This is a genomic window from Acinetobacter sp. BIGb0196, assembly GCF_011759595.1.
GTDB classification, from domain to species: domain Bacteria; phylum Pseudomonadota; class Gammaproteobacteria; order Pseudomonadales; family Moraxellaceae; genus Acinetobacter; species Acinetobacter guillouiae.
Window position 1 is genome coordinate 1173821 of sequence record NZ_JAAOZA010000002.1, and the last position, 20488, is coordinate 1194308.

General features: G+C 37.3%; 19 protein-coding genes. 8 read left to right on the forward strand and 11 right to left on the reverse strand.

Features of this window, described 5'->3' with window-relative positions:
• Nucleotides 1-46: 46 nt before the first annotated feature.
• Both FHR28_RS18195 and FHR28_RS18200 read right to left on the reverse strand, forming a co-directional pair.
• Nucleotides 47-1165, reverse strand: coding sequence for a PilT/PilU family type 4a pilus ATPase (locus FHR28_RS18195; protein ID WP_004722736.1), 1119 nt, complete (start codon nucleotides 1163-1165; stop codon nucleotides 47-49).
• Between the two features lie 25 nt (nucleotides 1166-1190).
• The gene (locus tag FHR28_RS18200) at nucleotides 1191-2228 is read right to left on the reverse strand and encodes a type IV pilus twitching motility protein PilT (protein ID WP_166783226.1); all 1038 of its coding nucleotides are present in this window, start codon (nucleotides 2226-2228) and stop codon (nucleotides 1191-1193) included.
• 123 nt (nucleotides 2229-2351) lie between these two features.
• Between FHR28_RS18200 and FHR28_RS18205 the strand changes: the two genes are divergently transcribed.
• The 6 genes from FHR28_RS18205 to FHR28_RS18230 all read left to right on the forward strand — a co-directional run bounded on the left by FHR28_RS18205 (nucleotide 2352) and on the right by FHR28_RS18230 (nucleotide 7481).
• The gene (locus FHR28_RS18205; protein ID WP_166783227.1) at nucleotides 2352-3044 is read left to right on the forward strand and encodes a YggS family pyridoxal phosphate-dependent enzyme; all 693 of its coding nucleotides are present in this window, start codon (nucleotides 2352-2354) and stop codon (nucleotides 3042-3044) included.
• A 122-nt stretch (nucleotides 3045-3166) separates the two neighbouring features.
• Nucleotides 3167-4000, forward strand: a complete 834-nt coding sequence (locus FHR28_RS18210; protein WP_004722731.1) for an undecaprenyl-diphosphate phosphatase — start codon at nucleotides 3167-3169, stop codon at nucleotides 3998-4000.
• A 205-nt stretch (nucleotides 4001-4205) separates the two neighbouring features.
• Nucleotides 4206-5009 (forward strand): thioesterase family protein, encoded by an 804-nt coding sequence (locus FHR28_RS18215; RefSeq protein WP_004722728.1) that lies wholly within the window; start codon nucleotides 4206-4208, stop codon nucleotides 5007-5009.
• A gap of 296 nt (nucleotides 5010-5305) precedes the next feature.
• Nucleotides 5306-6097 (forward strand): hypothetical protein, encoded by a 792-nt coding sequence (locus FHR28_RS18220; RefSeq protein WP_166783228.1) that lies wholly within the window; start codon nucleotides 5306-5308, stop codon nucleotides 6095-6097.
• A 164-nt stretch (nucleotides 6098-6261) separates the two neighbouring features.
• Nucleotides 6262-7017: a hypothetical protein gene (locus FHR28_RS18225; protein WP_166783229.1), complete on the forward strand. Its 756-nt coding sequence runs from the start codon at nucleotides 6262-6264 to the stop codon at nucleotides 7015-7017.
• Nucleotides 7018-7073: 56 nt separating this feature from the next.
• Complete coding sequence (locus FHR28_RS18230; RefSeq protein WP_004722722.1) at nucleotides 7074-7481, forward strand: hypothetical protein; 408 nt, start codon at nucleotides 7074-7076, stop codon at nucleotides 7479-7481.
• Between the two features lie 17 nt (nucleotides 7482-7498).
• On the opposite strand, the gene FHR28_RS18235 is transcribed toward FHR28_RS18230, so the two are convergent.
• The 3 genes from FHR28_RS18235 to FHR28_RS18245 all read right to left on the reverse strand — a co-directional run bounded on the left by FHR28_RS18235 (nucleotide 7499) and on the right by FHR28_RS18245 (nucleotide 12946).
• Nucleotides 7499-11095 carry an AAA family ATPase gene (locus FHR28_RS18235; RefSeq protein WP_166783230.1) on the reverse strand — a complete coding sequence of 1199 codons (3597 nt, stop codon included), beginning with the start codon at nucleotides 11093-11095 and terminating at the stop codon, nucleotides 7499-7501.
• Between the two features lie 9 nt (nucleotides 11096-11104).
• Complete coding sequence (locus FHR28_RS18240; RefSeq protein ID WP_166783231.1) at nucleotides 11105-12358, reverse strand: exonuclease SbcCD subunit D; 1254 nt, start codon at nucleotides 12356-12358, stop codon at nucleotides 11105-11107.
• Nucleotides 12359-12568: 210 nt separating this feature from the next.
• The gene (locus FHR28_RS18245) at nucleotides 12569-12946 is read right to left on the reverse strand and encodes a VOC family protein (RefSeq protein ID WP_004722716.1); all 378 of its coding nucleotides are present in this window, start codon (nucleotides 12944-12946) and stop codon (nucleotides 12569-12571) included.
• A gap of 106 nt (nucleotides 12947-13052) precedes the next feature.
• On the opposite strand from FHR28_RS18245, the gene FHR28_RS18250 reads away from it, so the two are divergent.
• Both FHR28_RS18250 and FHR28_RS18255 read left to right on the forward strand, forming a co-directional pair.
• Nucleotides 13053-13682, forward strand: coding sequence for a hypothetical protein (locus tag FHR28_RS18250; protein ID WP_166783232.1), 630 nt, complete (start codon nucleotides 13053-13055; stop codon nucleotides 13680-13682).
• Nucleotides 13683-14177 carry a hypothetical protein gene (locus FHR28_RS18255; RefSeq protein ID WP_004722712.1) on the forward strand — a complete coding sequence of 165 codons (495 nt, stop codon included), beginning with the start codon at nucleotides 13683-13685 and terminating at the stop codon, nucleotides 14175-14177.
• A gap of 51 nt (nucleotides 14178-14228) precedes the next feature.
• Here the strand turns inward: FHR28_RS18255 and FHR28_RS18260 are convergent, their stop codons facing one another.
• The 6 genes from FHR28_RS18260 to FHR28_RS18285 form a co-directional block, all read right to left on the reverse strand.
• Complete coding sequence (locus tag FHR28_RS18260) at nucleotides 14229-14798, reverse strand: hypothetical protein (RefSeq protein WP_056514586.1); 570 nt, start codon at nucleotides 14796-14798, stop codon at nucleotides 14229-14231.
• 17 nt (nucleotides 14799-14815) lie between these two features.
• Nucleotides 14816-15478: a DUF2625 domain-containing protein gene (locus FHR28_RS18265; protein WP_004722708.1), complete on the reverse strand. Its 663-nt coding sequence runs from the start codon at nucleotides 15476-15478 to the stop codon at nucleotides 14816-14818.
• Nucleotides 15479-15509: 31 nt separating this feature from the next.
• Nucleotides 15510-16250 (reverse strand): NUDIX hydrolase, encoded by a 741-nt coding sequence (locus FHR28_RS18270; RefSeq protein WP_151956059.1) that lies wholly within the window; start codon nucleotides 16248-16250, stop codon nucleotides 15510-15512.
• Nucleotides 16251-16447: 197 nt separating this feature from the next.
• Nucleotides 16448-17488, reverse strand: a complete 1041-nt coding sequence (locus FHR28_RS18275; RefSeq protein WP_166783007.1) for an IS481 family transposase — start codon at nucleotides 17486-17488, stop codon at nucleotides 16448-16450.
• Nucleotides 17489-17617: 129 nt separating this feature from the next.
• Nucleotides 17618-19114 (reverse strand): nicotinate phosphoribosyltransferase, encoded by a 1497-nt coding sequence (locus FHR28_RS18280; protein WP_166783233.1) that lies wholly within the window; start codon nucleotides 19112-19114, stop codon nucleotides 17618-17620.
• An 18-nt stretch (nucleotides 19115-19132) separates the two neighbouring features.
• Nucleotides 19133-20026: a phosphoribosyltransferase family protein gene (locus FHR28_RS18285; RefSeq protein WP_166783234.1), complete on the reverse strand. Its 894-nt coding sequence runs from the start codon at nucleotides 20024-20026 to the stop codon at nucleotides 19133-19135.
• Between the last annotated feature and the right edge of the window lie 462 nt (nucleotides 20027-20488).

Sequence of the window (20488 nt, forward strand, 5' to 3'; positions counted from 1 at the left end):
TAACTAAGCCCCCTCTTTTTATATCAGCTTATTTTTTGCTTTTGAACTATTGTCCATCAAAGGTGAGTTTGCTATTTGAATTGAGTAGCTGTGCCCCACCTTCTTCATCCAATTTGATTTGTAGACGTAAATCATTTGGAGAATCAGCATGTTTAAGTGCGTCTTTATAGGTAATTTGTCCCGCTTTATAGAGGTCAAATAACGCTTGGTCAAATGTCTGCATACCTAATTCACGAGAGCGCTTCATCAAATCCTTAATTTCATGTACATCACCTTTACGGATTAAGTCTGAAACTAACGGTGAGTTGATGAGAATTTCAATTGCAGCACGACGAGAATTACCGTCTGGTGTTGGAATCAATTGTTGCGCAACCATGGCTTTGAGGTTAAGTGACAGATCCATAAACAACTGGCTATGACGGTCAGACTCAAAGAAGTGAATAATCCGGTCAATTGCTTGGTTGGCGTTGTTGGCATGCAGTGTGGCAAAGACTAAGTGGCCTGTTTCAGCAAATGCAATGGCATAGTCCATAGTTTCACGAGAGCGGATCTCACCAATCAAGATCACATCTGGTGCTTGACGCAAAGTATTCTTAAGCGCAATTTCAAAAGAATCTGTATCAATTCCCACTTCACGTTGGGTAATAATACATCCTGCATGTTCGTGTACAAATTCAATTGGGTCTTCAATGGTGATGATATGACCTTTAGAATTTTGATTGCGATAACCAATGATGGACGCAAGCGAAGTTGATTTACCTGTCCCTGTTGCACCAACAAAGATGATGATCCCACGTTTGGTCATTGCGAGATCTTTAAGGATAGGTGGTAATTTAAGCTCATCCATGGTCGGAATTTGAGTTTCAATACGACGCAAAACCATTCCTGGCATATCACGTTGTTGAAAAGCACTGACACGGAAACGCGCAGTTTTATCGCGATTGGTAATGGCAAAGTTACATTCACGCGTCTCAGCAAATTCTTTACGCTGCTTTTCACTCATAATAGAGTTAAGCAATTGCATAATAATTTCGCCGTTTAACTTGGTTTTTACCACAGGAACAATTTGACCATTAATTTTCATTGATGGTTCAACATCCGCGGTAATAAATAAGTCTGATGCTTTTTGCTCAATCATCATGTTGAGCAAGTCATTAAAGTCCATCTTTTTTAAACCTCAATAATCCATTTTATAAGAATGATTCTGGTTGTTTTGCTACATTTCTTGCAACTTGAGGACTAATAACACCTTTGGCGACCAGTGTTTTTAAACTCTGATCCAATGTGGTCATACCATAGTTTGCACCGGTTTGAATTGCTGAATACATCTGTGCAACTTTGTTTTCACGAATCAAGTTACGAATTGCAGGAATACCAATCATGATTTCATGTGCTGCAACTCGTCCGCCACCATTCTTTTTCAGCAGGGGCTGTGAAATAACCGCTTGTAATGATTCTGATAACATGGCACGGACCATGTCTTTTTCTTCAGCAGGGAATACGTCAATCACACGGTCAATGGTTTTTGCCGCTGATGTGGTGTGTAGTGTACCGAAAACCAAGTGACCTGTTTCTGCTGCAGTTAAAGCCAGGCGAATGGTTTCAAGGTCACGCATCTCACCAACCAAGATAATGTCAGGGTCTTCACGTAATGCAGAACGCAGTGCTTCATTAAAGCCATGTGTATCTCGATGCACTTCACGTTGGTTGATAAGGCACTTTTTAGATTGGTGTACAAATTCGATTGGATCTTCGACCGTTAAAATATGGTCATAGCGACTGTCATTAATAAAGTCAATCATAGAGGCCAATGTGGTTGATTTACCGGAACCTGTTGGACCTGTTACAAGGATCAAACCACGGGGTAACTCACAAAGATCCTTAAAGATTTGTCCTAAACCTAAATCTTCCATGGTCAATACTTTGGAAGGAATGGTACGAAATACAGCACCCGCACCACGGTTTTGGTTGAATGCGTTGACACGGAAACGGGCAATACCTGGAACTTCAAATGAGAAGTCAGTTTCTAATTGTTCTTCAAAATCACGACGTTGTTTGTCATTCATGATGTCATAAACCAGTCTGTGAACTTCTTTATGTTCCAGTGCTGGTAAATTGATACGACGGACCTCACCATCGACACGAATCATCGGTGGCATACCTGCTGAAAGGTGTAAGTCAGATGCACCGTTTTTGACGGAAAACGCCAATAATTCTGTAATATCCATAATGTCCCCGAATAAAAACCTATTTGCTTAATTATTTTGTAGAATAATAAGGCCTTTCACTCAGCATAACCAACAATTTCATTGCTTGGAAGCTGAAAATTTTATGAAATGAGAACCTTGTCAATGAATGATCTAAATCAAGCTCGAAATCATGTACTCGCGCAAATTCAGCAGGCCTGTTTGGCTACAAATCGAGATGTGAGTCAGGTACAGTTGTTGGCAGTTTCCAAGACACATCCAAGTACACTATTAAAAGAAATGTATGCTACGGGTCAGCGTGCTTTTGGCGAGAATTATTTACAAGAAGCGCTCGAAAAAATTGAAGATTTAAAAGATTTAGAGATCGAATGGCACTTTATTGGTCATGTGCAGCGCAATAAAACCAAGCATCTTGCTGAAAAGTTTGCGTGGGTGCATGGAGTTGATCGTTTTATCATTGCAGAGCGTCTCTCAAATCAACGAGAAGCGACTCAAACGCCATTAAATATTTGCTTGCAAGTCAATATTGATGCACAAGACAGTAAAGATGGTTGTCAGCCTGATGATGTGGCAGATCTGGTGAAACAAATCAGTCAATTAAAGAATTTAAAGTTACGTGGTTTAATGGTGATTCCTGCACCTGATCATCCGCAAGCATTTAGTGATGCAAAGCAATTATTTGATCAGGTTAAAGTTCATCATGCGCATGCTGAAGATTGGGATACGTTGAGCATGGGGATGTCTGGAGATATGGTAGAAGCCATTGCCGCAGGGTCAACCATGGTACGTATCGGGACGGCTTTGTTTGGTGCACGAGATTATTCAAGTCAGCGTTAAAGATCAGACTAAAACTGGCTTGGAGCCTGACTTAATTTTCGCTGGGTTTAAGTTTATTTTAATTTAGATTTAATGCTGTAAACGTATAAGGCATCAATAATTCTAATCCGTTGAGATTGTTGATGACTATTTTTCATGTACTTATTCTTGCCATCATACAAGGGTTTGCAGAACTGCTGCCTGTATCCAGTTCAGCGCATGTGATTGTGGCTGAAAAATTGATGGGTTTTGACCCATCAGCGCCTGATATGACGTTTTTATTGGTGATGCTACATACAGGAACCATGTTTGCGGTCATTGTGTATTTTTGGAAGTCTTGGCGCACAACCTATTTTTCGTCATGGGATCGTTTTAAAAAACAAGCATGGTTTGTGATTGTTGCAACAGGCATCACTGGCGTACTTGGATTAGCGTTGCAATCGATGATCAAACATGTTTTTTTTGCTGGGGCAAACCACTTTGAAATTGAGCAATTGTTTAGCAATTCAAAATTAATGGCTGCTGCTTTAGCATCTGCTGGTGTATTGATTATTTTATCCTCTCGATTAGATCGTGGACAGGTTGGTGATGTGACGATGAAAAGTGCGGCATGGATTGGCGCAGTTCAAGCTTTATGCTTGCCGTTCCGTGGTTTTTCACGTTCAGGTGCAACAATTTCAACAGGATTATTTTTAGGTGTCGCTCGCCAAAAAGCGGAAGAGTTTAGTTTTGCCTTGGCAGTGGTGTTAACCCCAGCGGTGATTGTAAAAGAGCTTTATCGATTGCTACATGCCGAGAATTTTCAAAGTATTCATTTAGCTCAACTGCTTTTACCCAGCATGTTTGGGATGCTGTTTAGCTTTATTGCAGGTCTTGTTGCTTTAAAATGGCTATCGAGTTGGCTTGAACATGGCCGCTGGCATTTCTTTGGTATTTATTGTCTGATTTTTTCAGCTGTCGTTTTACTCATCGGTTAAATATAGGCTTTCAAATACTGACTTTTCAATATGTCACTCTTTTTAATATCTCACTTTAAATTTAAGCGTTCAATCCAGTGTGAAAATATTGAACGCTATGGGTCATTTTTCCTATTAGTATTAGACTTCTTTGCTTAAGTCGAGTACAAAAATAATGCGGAATTATATGTATAGCGAATGATTTTTAAGAGTGATAGGGAAGTTTATGTCTGCATATTATCAATTGATTCAGCGTCATATCGATGAGCAGGGTGTAGTGACTGCACATTATCAATCGACACATCATGCTCAAGGGGCTTGGAATGCGCATGAGCAACATATGGCACCAGCGACAGGGGTTATTTGTGCTGAATTAGAGCAGTTTTCACCTCGAAATGATGTTCGAATTGGTCGTATAAGTTTAGATATTCTTGGATTAATTGCGGGTGGTGAATTTTATATTCGGACAAAAGTGATTCGTGCTGGCAAGACCATTGAACTGATTGAATCCGAAATGGTTACACAAGGTAAAATAAGCATTGTGGCGAGAACTTGGCGCATGATGACCAATAATAGTCAAATTGTTGCAGGTTTAGAGGATCAATCTATTGGTACGCCTGAACAGTTACCAATTTGGGATGAAATACGTCAATGGCCTGGTGGCTATATTCATTCGATTGAAGCAAGGACTGAGCAACGTCGACAAGGAGCTGGTATTGTGTGGCTTAGCAATACTTTGGATATGGTTGAAGGTCGACCGACATCGTCATTTGTGAAGTTAATGGGAATGATCGATACTGCAAATGGTGTCGTGGCGAGACAAACACCCCCTTTTAATTGGGGCTTTCCAAACTTAGATTTACAAATTCATTTATATCGTTTGCCTCAAGGTCAATGGTTAGGTTTAGAAACCGTACAACAATATGGTGACGATGGTATTGGTTTAACCAGTTCCGTCTTACATGATATTTATGGGCCATTTGGACGTAGTGAACAGATTCTAACTCTAAGACCTATACAAGCTGAGTAGTTGCATCAATGAAATCAAAAACTGTATTTCTACATACAGTTTTTTGATTTGTGTTGGTATTTATTCTTTTGAATAGTAATTAGATTTTTACATTGGCTAAGATAAATCACTATAAAAAAACAATTCTATGTACTGGTAAAATGAAGCTGATGAGTATCCGTTTAAGCATTTGGAATTTACTTTAAGGCAAACTATTCAGTTAACTTTTTTAAAATATACTCAACAATTCTAGATGTAATATGATCCTCAATTTGACTATACTGATTTGAATAAAATTTAAAAACTGGAAATAGAATATGTATAAATCCAAACTATTATTATGGTTATGTCTTTGTGCTTTAATCAGTGCTTGTAGTACTGCAAAATATTCTTCAACTCAGGATGCTACTTCGCAAGAAATCGAATCTGCACCATCACCTACCTCAGCAACAGCTAAGGCTGCACCAGCGCCTATTTCCAATCAAAATCGAGTAAAGTCAGAAGAGCGTTTGGGGACGAAATGGGGAGATGACGTGAGTTCGTATGTGACTCAAGTTGATTTAAAACGTTTAAGTAGTCATCCTATTGATGAAACTCAAATTCGTTATGCCAGTAAGCAATTTTCAGGACGCAGTATTAACAGCATTTCTTTAGCCGCTGGAAAAATTAGCTTTTCTGTTGTGGATGATCGTGGGCGAATTTTACCACTGTATCGCGAGGGTGAGCGTTATTATCTCTCAGCCCGTGATGGACAAAGCTATCAATTGCGTTATGCCAATACCAGTAGCCAAACCTTTGAAGTTGTTGCAAGTGTCGATGGCCTAGATGTTCTTAATGGAAGTAAAGCTTCACGTTCAAATAGTGGTTATGTGTTAAGACCTTATAGCTCATTTGCGATTGAAGGTTTTAGAAAAAGTAACTCATCTGTAGCTTCATTTATTTTTAGTAAGCCAAATGATGCTTATGCTGCCAACTCTGCCAGTGGTTCTATTCAAAATACTGGTGTGATTGGTACAGTGGTGTATGAGTTAAAAGCACCTAAATACGATCTACCCAAAAAATCTAAGGATACTTATGCGCCCGCACCAAATGCCTTTCCTGCGGATTAATTAAAAATATCAAAACGAGAGAGGGGGATATTATCCCTCTTTTTTTGAGATGTTATAATGTTACACAATTGCAATAATTTAAAAATAGCGCAGTCAAAACAGCTGCGATATTATGACTTTGATAATAATCTACGTAACTTATAAACTTTAAAATAGGTTTTATAATGAAAAATATAAATATATTTCTCTGTCTTTTGTTGTGTATTTTTCTAGCTGCATGTTCGAAAAAAACAGATGAAAGCGCATCACAACCCCAAACCGAAGCGACCAGTGCAGATGCAGCCGCTGAAGCAGCCAACAATCAAGTTGCAGCTGATGAAAAGTTAGGCACAAAGTGGGGTGATGAAATTGATTCACATGTGACTGAAGTGCAGTTAAAGCGTAAATCTGATTCACCTCTTGCTGAAACTATCGTGCAATATGCAGATAAGAACTACAAAGGTAAAACAGTCAATGCAATTTCTATAGCTGCAGGAAAAGTGAGTTTTTCTGTTGTAGATGATCGTGGAAACCGAATTCCAATGTATCGTGTTGGACAAAGCTACTATTTGTCAGGGCGTGAAGGGCAAAGCTATCAGCTTCAGTATGAAAATAACACAGCGAAAACCTTTGAAGTGGTTGCCAGTGTTGATGGTGTAGATGTCATTGATGGCAGTGAGGCGTCCCGAAGTAATTCTGGTTATGTCTTACATGCACATGATTCTTTGAAAATTGAAGGTTTCCGTAAGAGTGAATCTGCTGTTGCTTCCTTTACTTTTAGTAAGCCTAAAGATGCGTATGCTGCGAACTCAGAGAATGGTTCAATTCAGAATGCTGGTGTAATTGGTACAGTTTTATATGAGTTGGAAGCACCAGAAGATGAGGCTAAACCCGTGAATAAATATGCACCTCCACCAAATGCATTTCCCGCAGATCGATAAAGAATAAAGTAAAGAAGTACTTATAAGCACTTCTTTTTTAATTGTTTGGAAGAATAATGAAAAATATTAAATATTTACTATCAATTCTATGTTTATTGGTTACATCTTTAATTCATGCAAATACAAGTGTAAATCCTGAGCTGAACAAAGCGATTGTTTCAGAGCAAAAGACTTATCAAGCGTTTAAGGAGGTTTTTGAATCCCTTGTTGCATCTCTCATGGATTCAATTGCGAATACGGCTCAAGATGATAATATAATGAGCGCGCATAGGAGATGTGTTCATCAACAGCAAATCGTTAAAATGTTGTTGAATAATCAAAAGTATAAAGAGCAATTCGATCAAGAGTTTGCTGAAGATCAGCGGACATTTGATGAAGCTTTGAATGGTTTTAAAAATTCAGTGACTGCAATGAAACCTTATTGCGATAAGATACAAGCAGAATACGATAAAAATTTAAATTAAGAAGTGTGAGTTAAACACTAACTCACCACTTCAATCGTACTTGCACCCGCTCCTAAAGGACGTACCTGAATTTGCACAGGAATACGTTCATGCATTTCCTGTATATGTGAAATCAATACAACTTTACGCCCTTGATTCTGCAATTGATCTAAAGCATTCATGACCATATGTAAAGAAGATGCATCCAATGTTCCAAAACCTTCATCAATAAAGAGAGATTCAATTTTCATTGAACCTGATGCCATATTGGCAATTGCCAAAGACAAGGCAAGGGCAGTCAAGAATGATTCACCTCCTGAAAGTGAGGCAACAGAACGGGTTTCACCGTCCATATCATGGTCAATGATGGCAAGGCTCAGTGAGTTATCTAACCGCTTTAAGGTATAACGTTGAGACAACATCGCCAATTGTTGGTTGGCGTGTTCGAGTAAAATATCCAGATTATACTGCTGTGCATAATCACGGAATTTCTTACCTGTCGCATCTCCCATTAAGCCTGAAATTTTGCCCCAGCGATGTTCTTCCTGTTGTACTTGTTGAATCTGATCAGCAAATTGCTTTTGCTTAGCAAGATTTTGCTGATGCAATTCAAGTTTAAGTTTTAACTGATCGCGGATTTCAAATTGGGTTTTTAAAGCATTCACATTATCCAAAATCAATTGTTGTAGCTGTTCAAAATCAATTTCGGGTTGATGGAGCTTATGTTCGGTTAATTGCTCTTGTATAGTGTTAAGTGCTGAGTTGGCCTCATTTAACATTCGTTCAGCATGTTGCAGTTGTTGGCGAATCTGTTGTTCTTGTACCGCTGTGATTTGAGCCAAGTGCTCTAAATCATCAGGCTGAAAATCTGGATGCTGAGTGAGCCATTGTTGAATATCCTGATTCACTTGATTGAGGCTATTCTGATTGTGTTGTTGCTGGGCGTTGAGTTGTTCGAGCTGACTTTTTTCCTGCTCAAATTGATTGCGTAATTGATTAAAACTTTGCTTTTGTTGTTGGTAAAGCGTCTGAATTTTCTGGTATTCATGCTCATACTGAGTTAACCATTCATTCGGCTTAACCTCTGTTAATCCTGTCATGCTTTGAATGAGTCGATTTGCCAATTCTGTATTTTGTTGCCCTTTCAGTTTTATCTCGTTCAAGCTATGGGCAGTTTCAGAAATTTGTTTGGCTGCATTCGCTATATTGAGTTGAGCAGTATTGAGTTGCTGTAGATATTGATCATGCTGTTTCGACAATGACTCAAATTGTTCAAGTTGTTGTGTACGTGTATTTAATTGGCTCAAGATATGTTGTGCTGTGGTGATACTGTATTGTTGCCATGCATTTTTTTCACGATCAGCTAAGCAACTGACAATATGCTGAACCTGATTGTGTAGGTTATTGGCATTTTGCAATAAATGTTCAGTGTGTTGAATGCTTTGAGTTAATTGTTGCTGAATTTTGATGCTTTGAATCCATTGCTTAGATTGTGCTTCCAATTGTTGAATATCAAACTGATATTGCTGGGTAAGTTGCTCCAATTGTTGCTTAATTTCAGATTGTGTCTGAGTTAAGTTCAGCGGGATTTGGGCTGATTGACCTTGTTCAATACACAGCTGTTGTATGACGTTTATTTTTTCAGTCACATTTTGAAGAGTGGTCTTAAGCTGTTGCTGTTCGACACTCAATTTGGTCAAGTCTTGTTGAGCCGCTTGCCAAAGGTTAAAGGTTTCTTGTTCTTTGAGCGTGGCTTGTTGTTCCTGTTGCTGTTGTAACTCAAACAGTACTTTAGATACAGCAGAATCATCAAGGTGATAGGGATGAGTTGTGCTTCCACAAACAACACAAGCTTGACCATCTACTAATTCAGCTCTTAAATGTTCTACATTTTCAGCATGTAATAAGCGTTGCTGTTGTAAAACCTCTTGCAGTTTTAAACGGGCTTGTTTCGCCGTTTGAGCATCTTGCTCAGCCTGTATTGTGGTTTTTTCAAGTTGTTGAAATTGCGCTGAGCAATGATTCAATTGGTTATTAAGCTGCTGGGATTCAATCTTTAATTCAAAAAACTGGGCTAATTTTTGCTGTAACGTCGCCAATTGGTTGAGTTGGCTTAGTTTAAATTCACGTTGTTGACGCGTTTGTTCAAGCTGAGTTTCAAGTTGCTCCGCAGTTCCAAATTGATGAATTGAGTCTTGTAATTGTGTTTTTTGCTCAATTAATTTCGTTTCAGCCTGAGATACATTTCCTAATTGATTTTCAATAGACTGATAGTGCTGAATAAATTGAGTTAACTGTTGCACATGTGCAGTTAAACCTTTATCCAAACTTGAGAACTGTTGAGTGTCTGCAAGTTGCTGATTTAAAATATTTCGTTTTTCTGTAATCTGCTGAATATGATGTTCAAGTTGTTGTTGTTGATTGAGTAGTGGGGTTTTAGACGATTCTAAATCATTTAATCTGGTCTGAATTTTCTTAAACTCGACTCCAATAAAATCCCGCTCCTGAATACATTTTCGTACTTCACTCAAAGAGTCACGATGGGTATTTTCAAAATTCTGCTGAACAGTTAAAGCACTTTCAGTTTGGAGAAAACGGGTCTTTTCAGTGTCAAATTGAACTTGTAATGCATCAAAAAGCTGTTGTTGTTTTTGAATTTGTGGTGCGAGTTGCTGTTCGGTTTTTATCAGTTGTTGCTTTTGAAAAAGACTAGAGCGAATCTCTGAGAATATTTCTAAACGATTTAAACGTTCACGCTCAGGGATTAAGCCTTGTTGGGTTTGTAATTGTGTATCAAGCAACTGTTGCTTAACGACAATTTCATCATTCAGTTTTTGTTTACGCTCAAACCATTGCTGCTGTTTTTCAAGTTGCGATTTTTCATCTTCAAGTTTTTTATAGTCTTGATTGATGTGTTGGAATTGTATGTGTAATTCAGCGGCATCTTCCTCAGAGAGGAGCTCAATATGACCGAGAAGATTTTCCAATTCCTTACGTTTTGATGCCACCAATTTGGTTTTTTCATAGGCCAATTGACCGACTTTTCCAAAAATGGATGAATTGGTTAAATACTCAAGTAATTCACCACGTTCATTGTCACGTGCTTTTAAGAAGGCTGTAACTTCGGACTGTGCCAAAAGAACTGCACGGGTAAATTGCTCAAAACTCAGTTGGGTAATTTTATAGATCGCTGATTCAACGGCTTTGGCTTTATCTGCTACCACTGTTTCATCAGTTAAGCATTTTAAATAGCGTTGGACACTTTGTAGTTTTCCATCTGCTTTTTCACGGGAACGTTTAAGTTCCCAGCGTGCCAAATAATGCTTTTGGTCTTGTGCCACAAAACATAATTCAGCAAAGCCGTGTGCGGTACCACGCCGTAGTACAGTCAGTGGTGAGTTGGTTAAAAGTTCAGAGCCATCAACATCCTGTAATTTACCATCACTGTCTTTTAAACGTGGGATTTTATTAAACAGAGCAAGGCACATGGCATCCAAAATGGTTGATTTTCCTGCCCCTGTTTTTCCAATAATCGCCACTAAACCTGCTGAAGCCAAAGGCTCAGATTCAAAATCTATAAAATGTTCACCCGAAAGAGACGCGAGATTTTTGAGTCGTATAGATAAAATTTTCACAGCAAACTCCTATACGTCATGTTGATTTTCAAGCGTTTTTTCGGCTTCTTGTAATAAGCTTAAAAAGTCTTTCAAGACTGCATCATCATTGGTATAGCCATTTTTTTCCCAAAGTTGTTGAAAGAGTTTTTCTGGTGTCGGTGGTTCCAAATTGATTGAAGTAATTTCATCGCTATTTTTTTCTGATGCAAAGTATTGTCTTGAGATGCGAACTAAGCGGTAACGGCTTTTAGGCAAGGCATCTTCAAATTGTTGGCGCAAATTGGGCGGAGGTGGAACATCGGTATGGTATTCAATATCGACATATTCACGCTGGTCAACATTTTCAATTTCACCGCTTGCTAATGCCTTTAATTTGGCTAAAACTTCGTTCAATTCCCCTTTAATTTTATGCAGTTGTACACTACGGGGAATAAATACACTTTCAAATGAAACCCGTGACTCATCTGTTTTAAGCGGGTCAATATTAACGTCGACAATTTGGTGTTTATAGTTGATTTCACTAAAGGATAAGGGAATAGGTGAACCACTATAACGGATATGTTCCTGACCAACTTTTTGCGGTTTATGTAAATGCCCCAGTGCAACATAATCAATGCTATCCTCAAACAATGTAGTAGATAGTGCTTCCTCATTGCCAATGATAATCGGGCGTTCAGAATCAGAGGTTTCTCCACCTTGCATATGGGCATGTGACATTAGAATGAGTGCTTGATTATCTGTCTTTCGTTTTCGTGCTTCAGAAATCACCTGTTGATGTAAATAGGCAATGGCATTTTGACTGTTATTGGTTTGTTCATTAAAGCCAGTGATTTCGGCTGGGCGCAGAAACGGTAAGCTTAGGCACCAAGCAATAATATTTTTTTGTTCATCATAAATTGGAATCAGTAAACGATCTAAATCAATTTGACCAAGCTCGTTTTTATGAATCACACCGACTGTTTTAGCGTGATATTTTTCAAGCAGGGGCTCAACTTGTTCAATGCGATAACCTGAATCATGATTACCTGCAATCATTAAGGTTTGCATATGTGGGGCAAGCTGATGTGCATTGGCTAGGAATTGATAGAGCTGTTTCTGCGCAGCAGATGCAGGATTGATGACATCGAATATATCGCCTGCAATCAATAGGGCATGGGGCTGTTTTTCTTTGATTTGAGCTAATAACCACGCTAAAAATTGCTCATGTTCATACTGGCGAGAATGGTTATAGAAGAATTGTCCCAGATGCCAGTCTGAAGTATGAAGAAAGCGTACAGTCATTAGTTGGATAAGCCTTACAGAATTTAAAATTAAGGTAGCACAAATTGAATGCTTAAATCAGCTGTAAGGCCTTAATCACTTAATATGATCTGTATTTTTTATAAAAATTCTTAAAAATTTTTCACTATCTTTTAATTTCAACTGTTTCATGCAGCCCAATATAGACAGGTTTTTTCTCAAACATTCATTTAGATTTTTAATCAATCAAGCTTATTTTGCATTGGGATCAACTTGGACGAGTCCAAAGGTATTATGATCTGCATCTAAAAAATAACCTTGCCAACATTTATTGGGAATAGCAAATTTCTCCATTGCTACTTGTCCACCCAAAGCTAAAATCTTTTCAGCAGTTGTATCAAAATCTTCAACCTCAAAGGAACAGGTAAAGGCATTGGTTCCACAATGGGTGGGTGGTGTTTGAGCTGGACGCTCCAATAAGCCACCATGTATGTTGGCTGTTTCAATTTGAAAATATTGAATGGGTAGACCTTCAACTTTGCTAAATTTCCAACCGAAAACTTCATGATAAAATTTAACTTCACGTTCAGGGTTTGAAGACTGAATTTCAAAGTAGCTTAGTGCATTCATTGTTATTGTCCAATTTTAAATGTTTTGATTAAGATAATAGAGTTTGCAAAGTTGTGATGTATAAATATTGAAAATGAAAGAATGAGGCAATTAAAAGTGATGTGTTATGGATAAAGAAAAATTACATGAATTACGCGCAAAAATTACCATTTCAATCGCAGATGCTTGCGCTTTATTAAAACAATATGATGAGATAGAACATTGCATACAAGCTTATCATCAGCAGAATATTGAAAAAATTTGTGCAGCAACAGATTGTAAAGCGGAGCTTGCACGAGAATATTATGATGATCCTAGATATCATCACAATCTTGAAAAAATCATTCAAAAAATTAATGAATTTAATCAACGCACAATCAAATTGAGCATAGATGAAAATCTAAAATATGTTGATAAAGTGGGTTTCTTTATTTGGGCTGAAGATGAAAACTTAGAGAGGATACAAGATAAAAACAATAGAACTTATTTTATTCCGCAAGATGATTTTGCTTATGTCGTTAAACTATTTAGATCTTTATTTCCGTTGTTTAGCCCACTGAGAAATGAATTTGAGTGTAGTTTTGATCCTTGTTCAGATAATTATTTTGATCAAAATACCATACAAGGCATTATCTTAAAAATTAGAGATCTGCATTTTAACGATAGCAAAGTGATGAATTTTTTAGAAAAACTGGTCTGTTGTTTAGAGGAAAAAATGCAAATAGGGACTTATGTAGTTATTTTTGGAAACCAATAAATGAAATTGAAGCGGAAGTTAGAAATTGATTTAAAAGATTTTATTTTAAATGGAAAGTTTGATTTTGTAGAATTAGGGCAAACCATAGAATGCTTGAAGAATGAACTCTCCAAACCGGATGATCACTTAACGATAGATTGTTATACCGAACTTTGGCGTTTAGGTACGATAGAACTCCATTTTTTTGAAAAGCAACTTTGCGCTATTTTTTGTGATGAGTTTCGTCAATTAAAAAAGAGTAAAACTTTGAAAGTTGAGCCTTGGGTGATTCAAAATTTTAAAAAATTGAGTTTGGACAAATTTCTAAAAATTCTAAATAAGCAGAGAGCTGATTATTCCATTAAATTTAATCAACAACTGAATAATGTAATTGTGAAAATCAATAAAAGTCAGGTGGTTTTATATTTTGAACCAGAGCTTGGTTCAAAAAATCCCGAAAAACAAAATCCAAATCATTTTTTAATCAAAGCTTTTGGTTTATCTAATATGTATTAGCCTAAATCTGATTTGTCATTTTTAAGCTCATCAGGCTAAGGGGGAGTAACTCTACTGATGATTATTTTGAACAAAATTCTTAAGCTTATTTAAAATTTTATAACCAATAAAATCGTTAAAATTTGGATATTTAATCCGATAATACTCATTCCAATAGCTGACAATTCTACTTTGAGTCGTTTGGTCATATTTGGGATTTTGCAGCATAAATGCTGCAAAAAGCCCTTGATTATTTGCATCTAGAATCGGTTCAATGGCCTCTAAAATTTCTTGAACATATTCACCCAATAACTGAAAAATGAAAGGGATCATAAAACTTGTAAGGTCAGTTTTAATGAGTCTTTCGAGCGCTCTTTGCCGAACAAAACCATTGTGATGGCGAGTAAGAATACACCATAGAATTTGACGTTGTGTTAAAGAAAAATTATGAAACTCAATACATTGTAACTGAGTTATATAGATCCTTGATGGTACAACGATATGTTCGTGATGAATCAACACTTCGCATTGAGAGCTTTCATGAATTTTTATTTTTTTACTTTCTAAGTATTTTGATATTACTAAAACATCATCTAATAGAGCTTTAGGAAAAGCTCGGATTAACTTTAGATGATTGCTCACGGATTTGCTGCTCTCAGTTATTTTAAAGTCGGTGCAAAATGAAAATCATAACTCTCAGAAATAGGAATAATTTTTTTATCCACTTGTTCGATATCCTTACCTTCTTTGGTAAATAACATGGGCATAAAACTAAAGACTTGGTTGCCATTGAGACTTTGAAGATCTGTCTGCCAGTTTTGCCAACGGAATACTTGATAAAACTGAGCAATATCTCCATTGAATGCCCAAGTCAAAAATTCTGAATAGCTCACATCAAGATTTTCCCATACCAATGTATCTGGGGCAAAATAGTAAATCTTTCCAATTGCTTCACCTAATTTTCCATTATTGATAGCAAAGTAACCCCCTAAAACATCATCAGCAATCAGTAGATAGGTTAGCTCCAGATCAGATTGATGAAACGTTTTATGATGATTCCATTCAGTAATACCACGATCTAATTTTGGATGTCCTGAAGCTAAAATTCTCAACCATCCATGATCAATCAGTATTCCACCTGTTTCATAAATAATTGAACCCATAGGTGAACGTGTTGTGACTTGAATGCTCAGTAACTCTTGTTCAGCTCTTAATTTGTTCTTGGGTAAAACTTCAATATGGTTGGTGGCTTGAGTCATCCATTCTTGTACCAATATCCAGCCTGAATCTTCAATATTGATTAATTGTTCTAAAGTTTTCATTGTTCGCTGTTATCCAAATAATACAACGCGCTTAAGTGGTTTCCCTCGGATACTCCAAAATTCGAGGAAAATGGAAATCATAACTTTCTAGCGCAAACTTATACAATTGAGCAGGACGTTTGCCCGCAATTTTAGTTTGGTCTGTTTCCTCAACTGCGCCAGCTTCAATCATACGCCGTCTAAATGATTTCTTTTCTAGGCTTTGCCCTAAAATAATTTCATAAATCTGCTGTAGCTCAGTCAAAGTAAACAGTTGAGGCATCAAACTGACGGGTAAGGCTGTATAACGTGCCTTACTACTTAAACGGTCAACAGCCATATCTAAAAGCTGTAAATGATCAAAAGCCAAGTCTAATTTTTTTGCCTCAGCAATTGAAACCCACTCGCTATATTCATTTTGTTCAGTGGCAATCTGTTGGAATGCTTTGAAATCAATCAGGGCAAAATATAAAGCTGTTACAGCCCATCCACGTGGATCACGTGTTGCATTGCCAAGCGTCGCAACTTGTTCCAAATGCGGTGATTGAAGTCCAGTTTTTTCAACCAATTTACGATGTGCTGTTGCCATCAAATCTTGATCTTTAGACAAATCGACAAAACCACCTGGGAGTGCCCATTTATCTTTTTGTGGGAAATTAGAACGTTTAATCAATAAAACCTGTAGTTGACCCGCATCAACAGAAAAAATCGCCATATCAACTGTAAGTAAAGGGGATTCATAATCCTTTTTATTATAGTTTGATAGAAATTCCTGTTCAGAGTTAAAGGTCACTGTAAGACTCGCTTGATTTTATTAAAGTAACGGATTGTGTTGGATTATTGCAGGGTGGAAGAGATTCGCCAAGTAGAAAATAAGTTTAGTAAAAATGAGATGGATAATGGCGTATTTTAAGCGCAGAAACCTTGCGATAAAATGTACTAGCTCAAACCAGATCTGACAGTTACCCATTTTTTAGTGTGCCTGTCAGGTTAAATTTGAGCTAAATTCTTCTCAGCCCAAATTCGCTTCCCATCAAGTAATGTTTCCAGTGGTGTGCGACCACAGCACATTTTTCCCTGATGAGTTCGTTCAGTATTATAGAATTTTTGCCAAACGTCTAGATCAGCTTGTAATTCCTCTAATGTATTATAAAGCTTCTTCCTAAATGTAATTTGATAAAACTCCTGCAAGATCGTCTTATGGAAACGCTCGCATATTCCATTCGTTTGTGGGGATGCTGCTTTTGTTTTGGTGTGATCAATATCATTGATGGCTAAATATAGCTCATAATCATGTTGTTCAACCTTACCGCAATATTCAGTACCTCTATCTGTCAGGATACGCAGCATTGGTAGATCCTGCGACTGATAAAATGGTAGTACACGATCATTTAACAGATCTGCCGCTGTAATCGGTGTTTTCGTTGTATAGAGCTTGCAATGAACGACTTTGCTGTAGGTGTCGATGAAAGTTTGTTGATAGATTCGACCGACACCTTTCAGATTGCCAACGTAAAATGTATCTTGGGCTCCAAGATATCCTGGATGGTGTGTTTCTATTTCGCCACAAGCAACATCATCTTCATGTTTACGCTCAAGTGCAGCAATCTGATGATCATTTAACTCAAAGCCATCTTGTGCCACTTTGGCTTCTAAGGCTTTCAATCGCTTTTTAAAATTCTCTAAATCGTGGCGGAGCCAAATAGATCGAACCCCGCTACCTGAAATGAATACACCATTTTTACGTAACTCATTACTACTGCGGTGTTGACCATAAGCTGGATATTGGATTGCGAAATCAATAACGGCTTGTTCTGTGGCATCGTCTACACGATTCTTAAGATTCGGTACTCTTCGGGATTTATTGATGAGTGAATCAACATCACCTGATTCAACGAGTTCCTGATAACGGTAAAAGGTATCTCTAGAGACACCCATGATTTTACAAGCTCTGGATACATTCTGAAGTTCTTCAGCTAAATTGAGTAAGCCTACTTTGTGTTTGATGATTTGATTGTTAGTATGCAACATAAGAAAGTTACCTTTGTTTGATTAAGATTCGACACCTTTATCAAAACGGGTAACTTTCTCTTTTTCAAGATCAATGTCTGATCAGATCGGAACTAATACAGATAAAAGCAAGGTTTCTGCAAATAGCTGTTATAACTGATTTGCCAAGCGTTCCCGAATTTCATTCAAACGACATGCTCGAATCAATTGCCCATCTTCAAACACCGTTTTTAACTCACCTTGTTGTTCTTGTTCCATTGTTTGTTGATCAAATAATACAAAGCCATCCTCAGTTTTTTCTACACGAAGTAAACCTTTGGCAGATTTCTTTATACCAGAATCAGTGATTGGATCTTTAAACAATTCACGTAGAACACCGTTGACTTGTCCCCAAGTGGCTTTAACTGCAAAGCCAAATGTGTCACGTGTTAAATAATTATAAGTATAACTACCGATGCCAAAGACCAGATTATTTGAAGCAAAGCCCTTAGCTTCCAGCCTTTGAACAATATTTAAAGCACGTTCCAAAGTAATCGAGTCACCATAAATCAAACCAACACGCTCATTTAAAACTTTATAGCCTTGATCTGTTTCGGTTCCGCCAAAGATTTCCCATAAACATTGCACAGCGCCTTTATAAGCTGGACTGCCCATTTCAGCTTCAGGGTCACCGCAAATGATTTTTACAGGATCACCAGAGTCAGGACGAAAAACCAATTTAGCCAAACCTAAAGCATTTGGCTGGCGAGCTAGAATTTCGTCTTTTAACTCCACAGTAAATTCTGTAATCACTCGCCAAAAATCCCAAGTATCCGATACGATACTGACCACACCTGATGGATAAAGCTCTGTGATTAAACGTCTAAAAGTTTCAATTTCATTGTCTTCACTGCCCATACACATCACACTATGTTCGGTTGCTGGAACCGAAACACCTACAATGCCTTCCGCATCGTAATATTCTTCTGCATAATCAATCGCTGAAACCGCATCTGTACCGATAAAGCTGGTTAAATGCCCTACACCATTTTGTGTGGCATCATAAATCCCACTCATGCCGCGACTACTAAAATCATGGCCTTGTACAGCAACGAAGTCTAAAGGTGCACCTGTTTTAATCGCATATGCTGTCAGTAAGCGTTTGTATTCAAATGCAATCGTTGCTGTCGTACAGCTTTTCCATAATTCAGCGCTGAGTACTGTTTCTAAGTAGTTGGTTAACCAAAAGAACTCAGGCAGGGTATTTACAATAGTGAGGACAGGTACTTTTATATTGACACGACTGCCTTCTTCTAGCGCTTTGATTCGGATTGGTAAATAGCCTAAGTCATATAAAGCTTCGATATGATCGACTGGTACTGCACCGTCACCCAATGCGTTATCCATTCTACGTTTATATCTAGCTATGACTTTTGCCTTATCTTGTTGGAAAAAACCTTCATTCCAAGTCTCGATCAAAAAGTGTTTGATAAAGCCTTGTAAGCCAAAGAACACGATTTTATCGTCGAAATCAGGCAACATTTTTGCTAAACGAGAAGATCGTGGCGTGAAATTGGCATAAACATATTCTGTGCCAGCAGGGTACTGACGTCTGTGATCTGCTTTATAAAAGTCGATTGCATTCAGTGGATTGATTTTTAAGCTCATTCTTATTCTCCAAAATAATTAAAATGAATTGAAACGACTAAATGAAATGACGTTTAAATTTGGGTGTTCAGTTTGTGGAAAGCTCGTCGTGGTAAAAATTTGGTCAACCAAGCCTTCAAATACGTGCATACCTTTACTAAAGATCCCGTGAGTCACATACAAAATCACATGTTGGCAATTTAATTTTTTTAACTCTTGTGCAATACCAATAAAAGTTGCACCACCATCACAAATATCGTCCGTGATCACAGCTGTTTTGCCAGTTAAATCAGTTGCATTGACTTGAGCATTCTGAATTTTTCCTGTGACGGCATCACGTTTTTTTTCACAGTAGACCATTTCGATTTCGTGATCCCTTAAGCTATTGATGACTTTGGTAATCATTTTGGTCCGTTGTTTTGCACCTGCATCTGGACAGATTAAAACGGTGTCTTGAGCAATTAAAATGTCTTGTAACTTTGAATTTTGCAGAATGATTTCACTTGGTTGAACATTCTCAATCTCAAAAAAATGGGTGTTTTCATTTAAAAGTTTTTCAGTAACACAACTATGTGCATCCCAAACTTTGATTGATTTACGCTGTTGTGGAAATTGCTCAGTATTGATATTTAATAATTTTGTCATCAGTTCTAATGAGAATGCCTGTCCCATCGCACAGATTCGATCTTGGCGTGCGTATGGGAAATAGGGGATTTCCAAATCAATTTCTAAACCTTGATTGAGTAATACATTTTCAATTAACAAGTAATCCATCAAATCTTGCGTGTTACTGATTTTGGCTTGAATCTGAATTTGCCCTTTCAATGTTTTTAATGTATCTGCTGAAATTTGAACATGTCGTTCACCACCCGCAAACTGGATATTTTGAATAGGGATAATATTGTTGTTTGAATCTTTGACTTGGATAGACATGTTGCTTATACCTATAAGGTGGCTTATTGCCAATACATATATAGTGTCATAAAGCCTATTTAATTATCAATATTACTTTACAAAAGATTACAAACTGCGGTTTTAGAGACCATTAAAATGAATTTATTTTATTAAGTATTTGTTTTTATTGTGTAATTTTAAATTGGTGGGAACATGTTGATTTTTAATGCTGTCTATTATTCGAGATTTAACAGGTTTTAATCCCTAGACATTTATTATGTAAGAAACAGCAGGGGATCGCTAAAAGACGATAGCTATATAAAGACAGCTACGATAAAAAGCCCTTAGTATAAGAAAACATGTACTTTAACAAGCCAGGTGGGATGATTCATTCGTTGAAATATGCTTGTATCAACTGATACAGAAGAATAGATTTTTTAAAAATTAAAAAAATGCTCATGTGGAGTAAATCATATTGGTATTGAAAGTTCCTTCTCCACC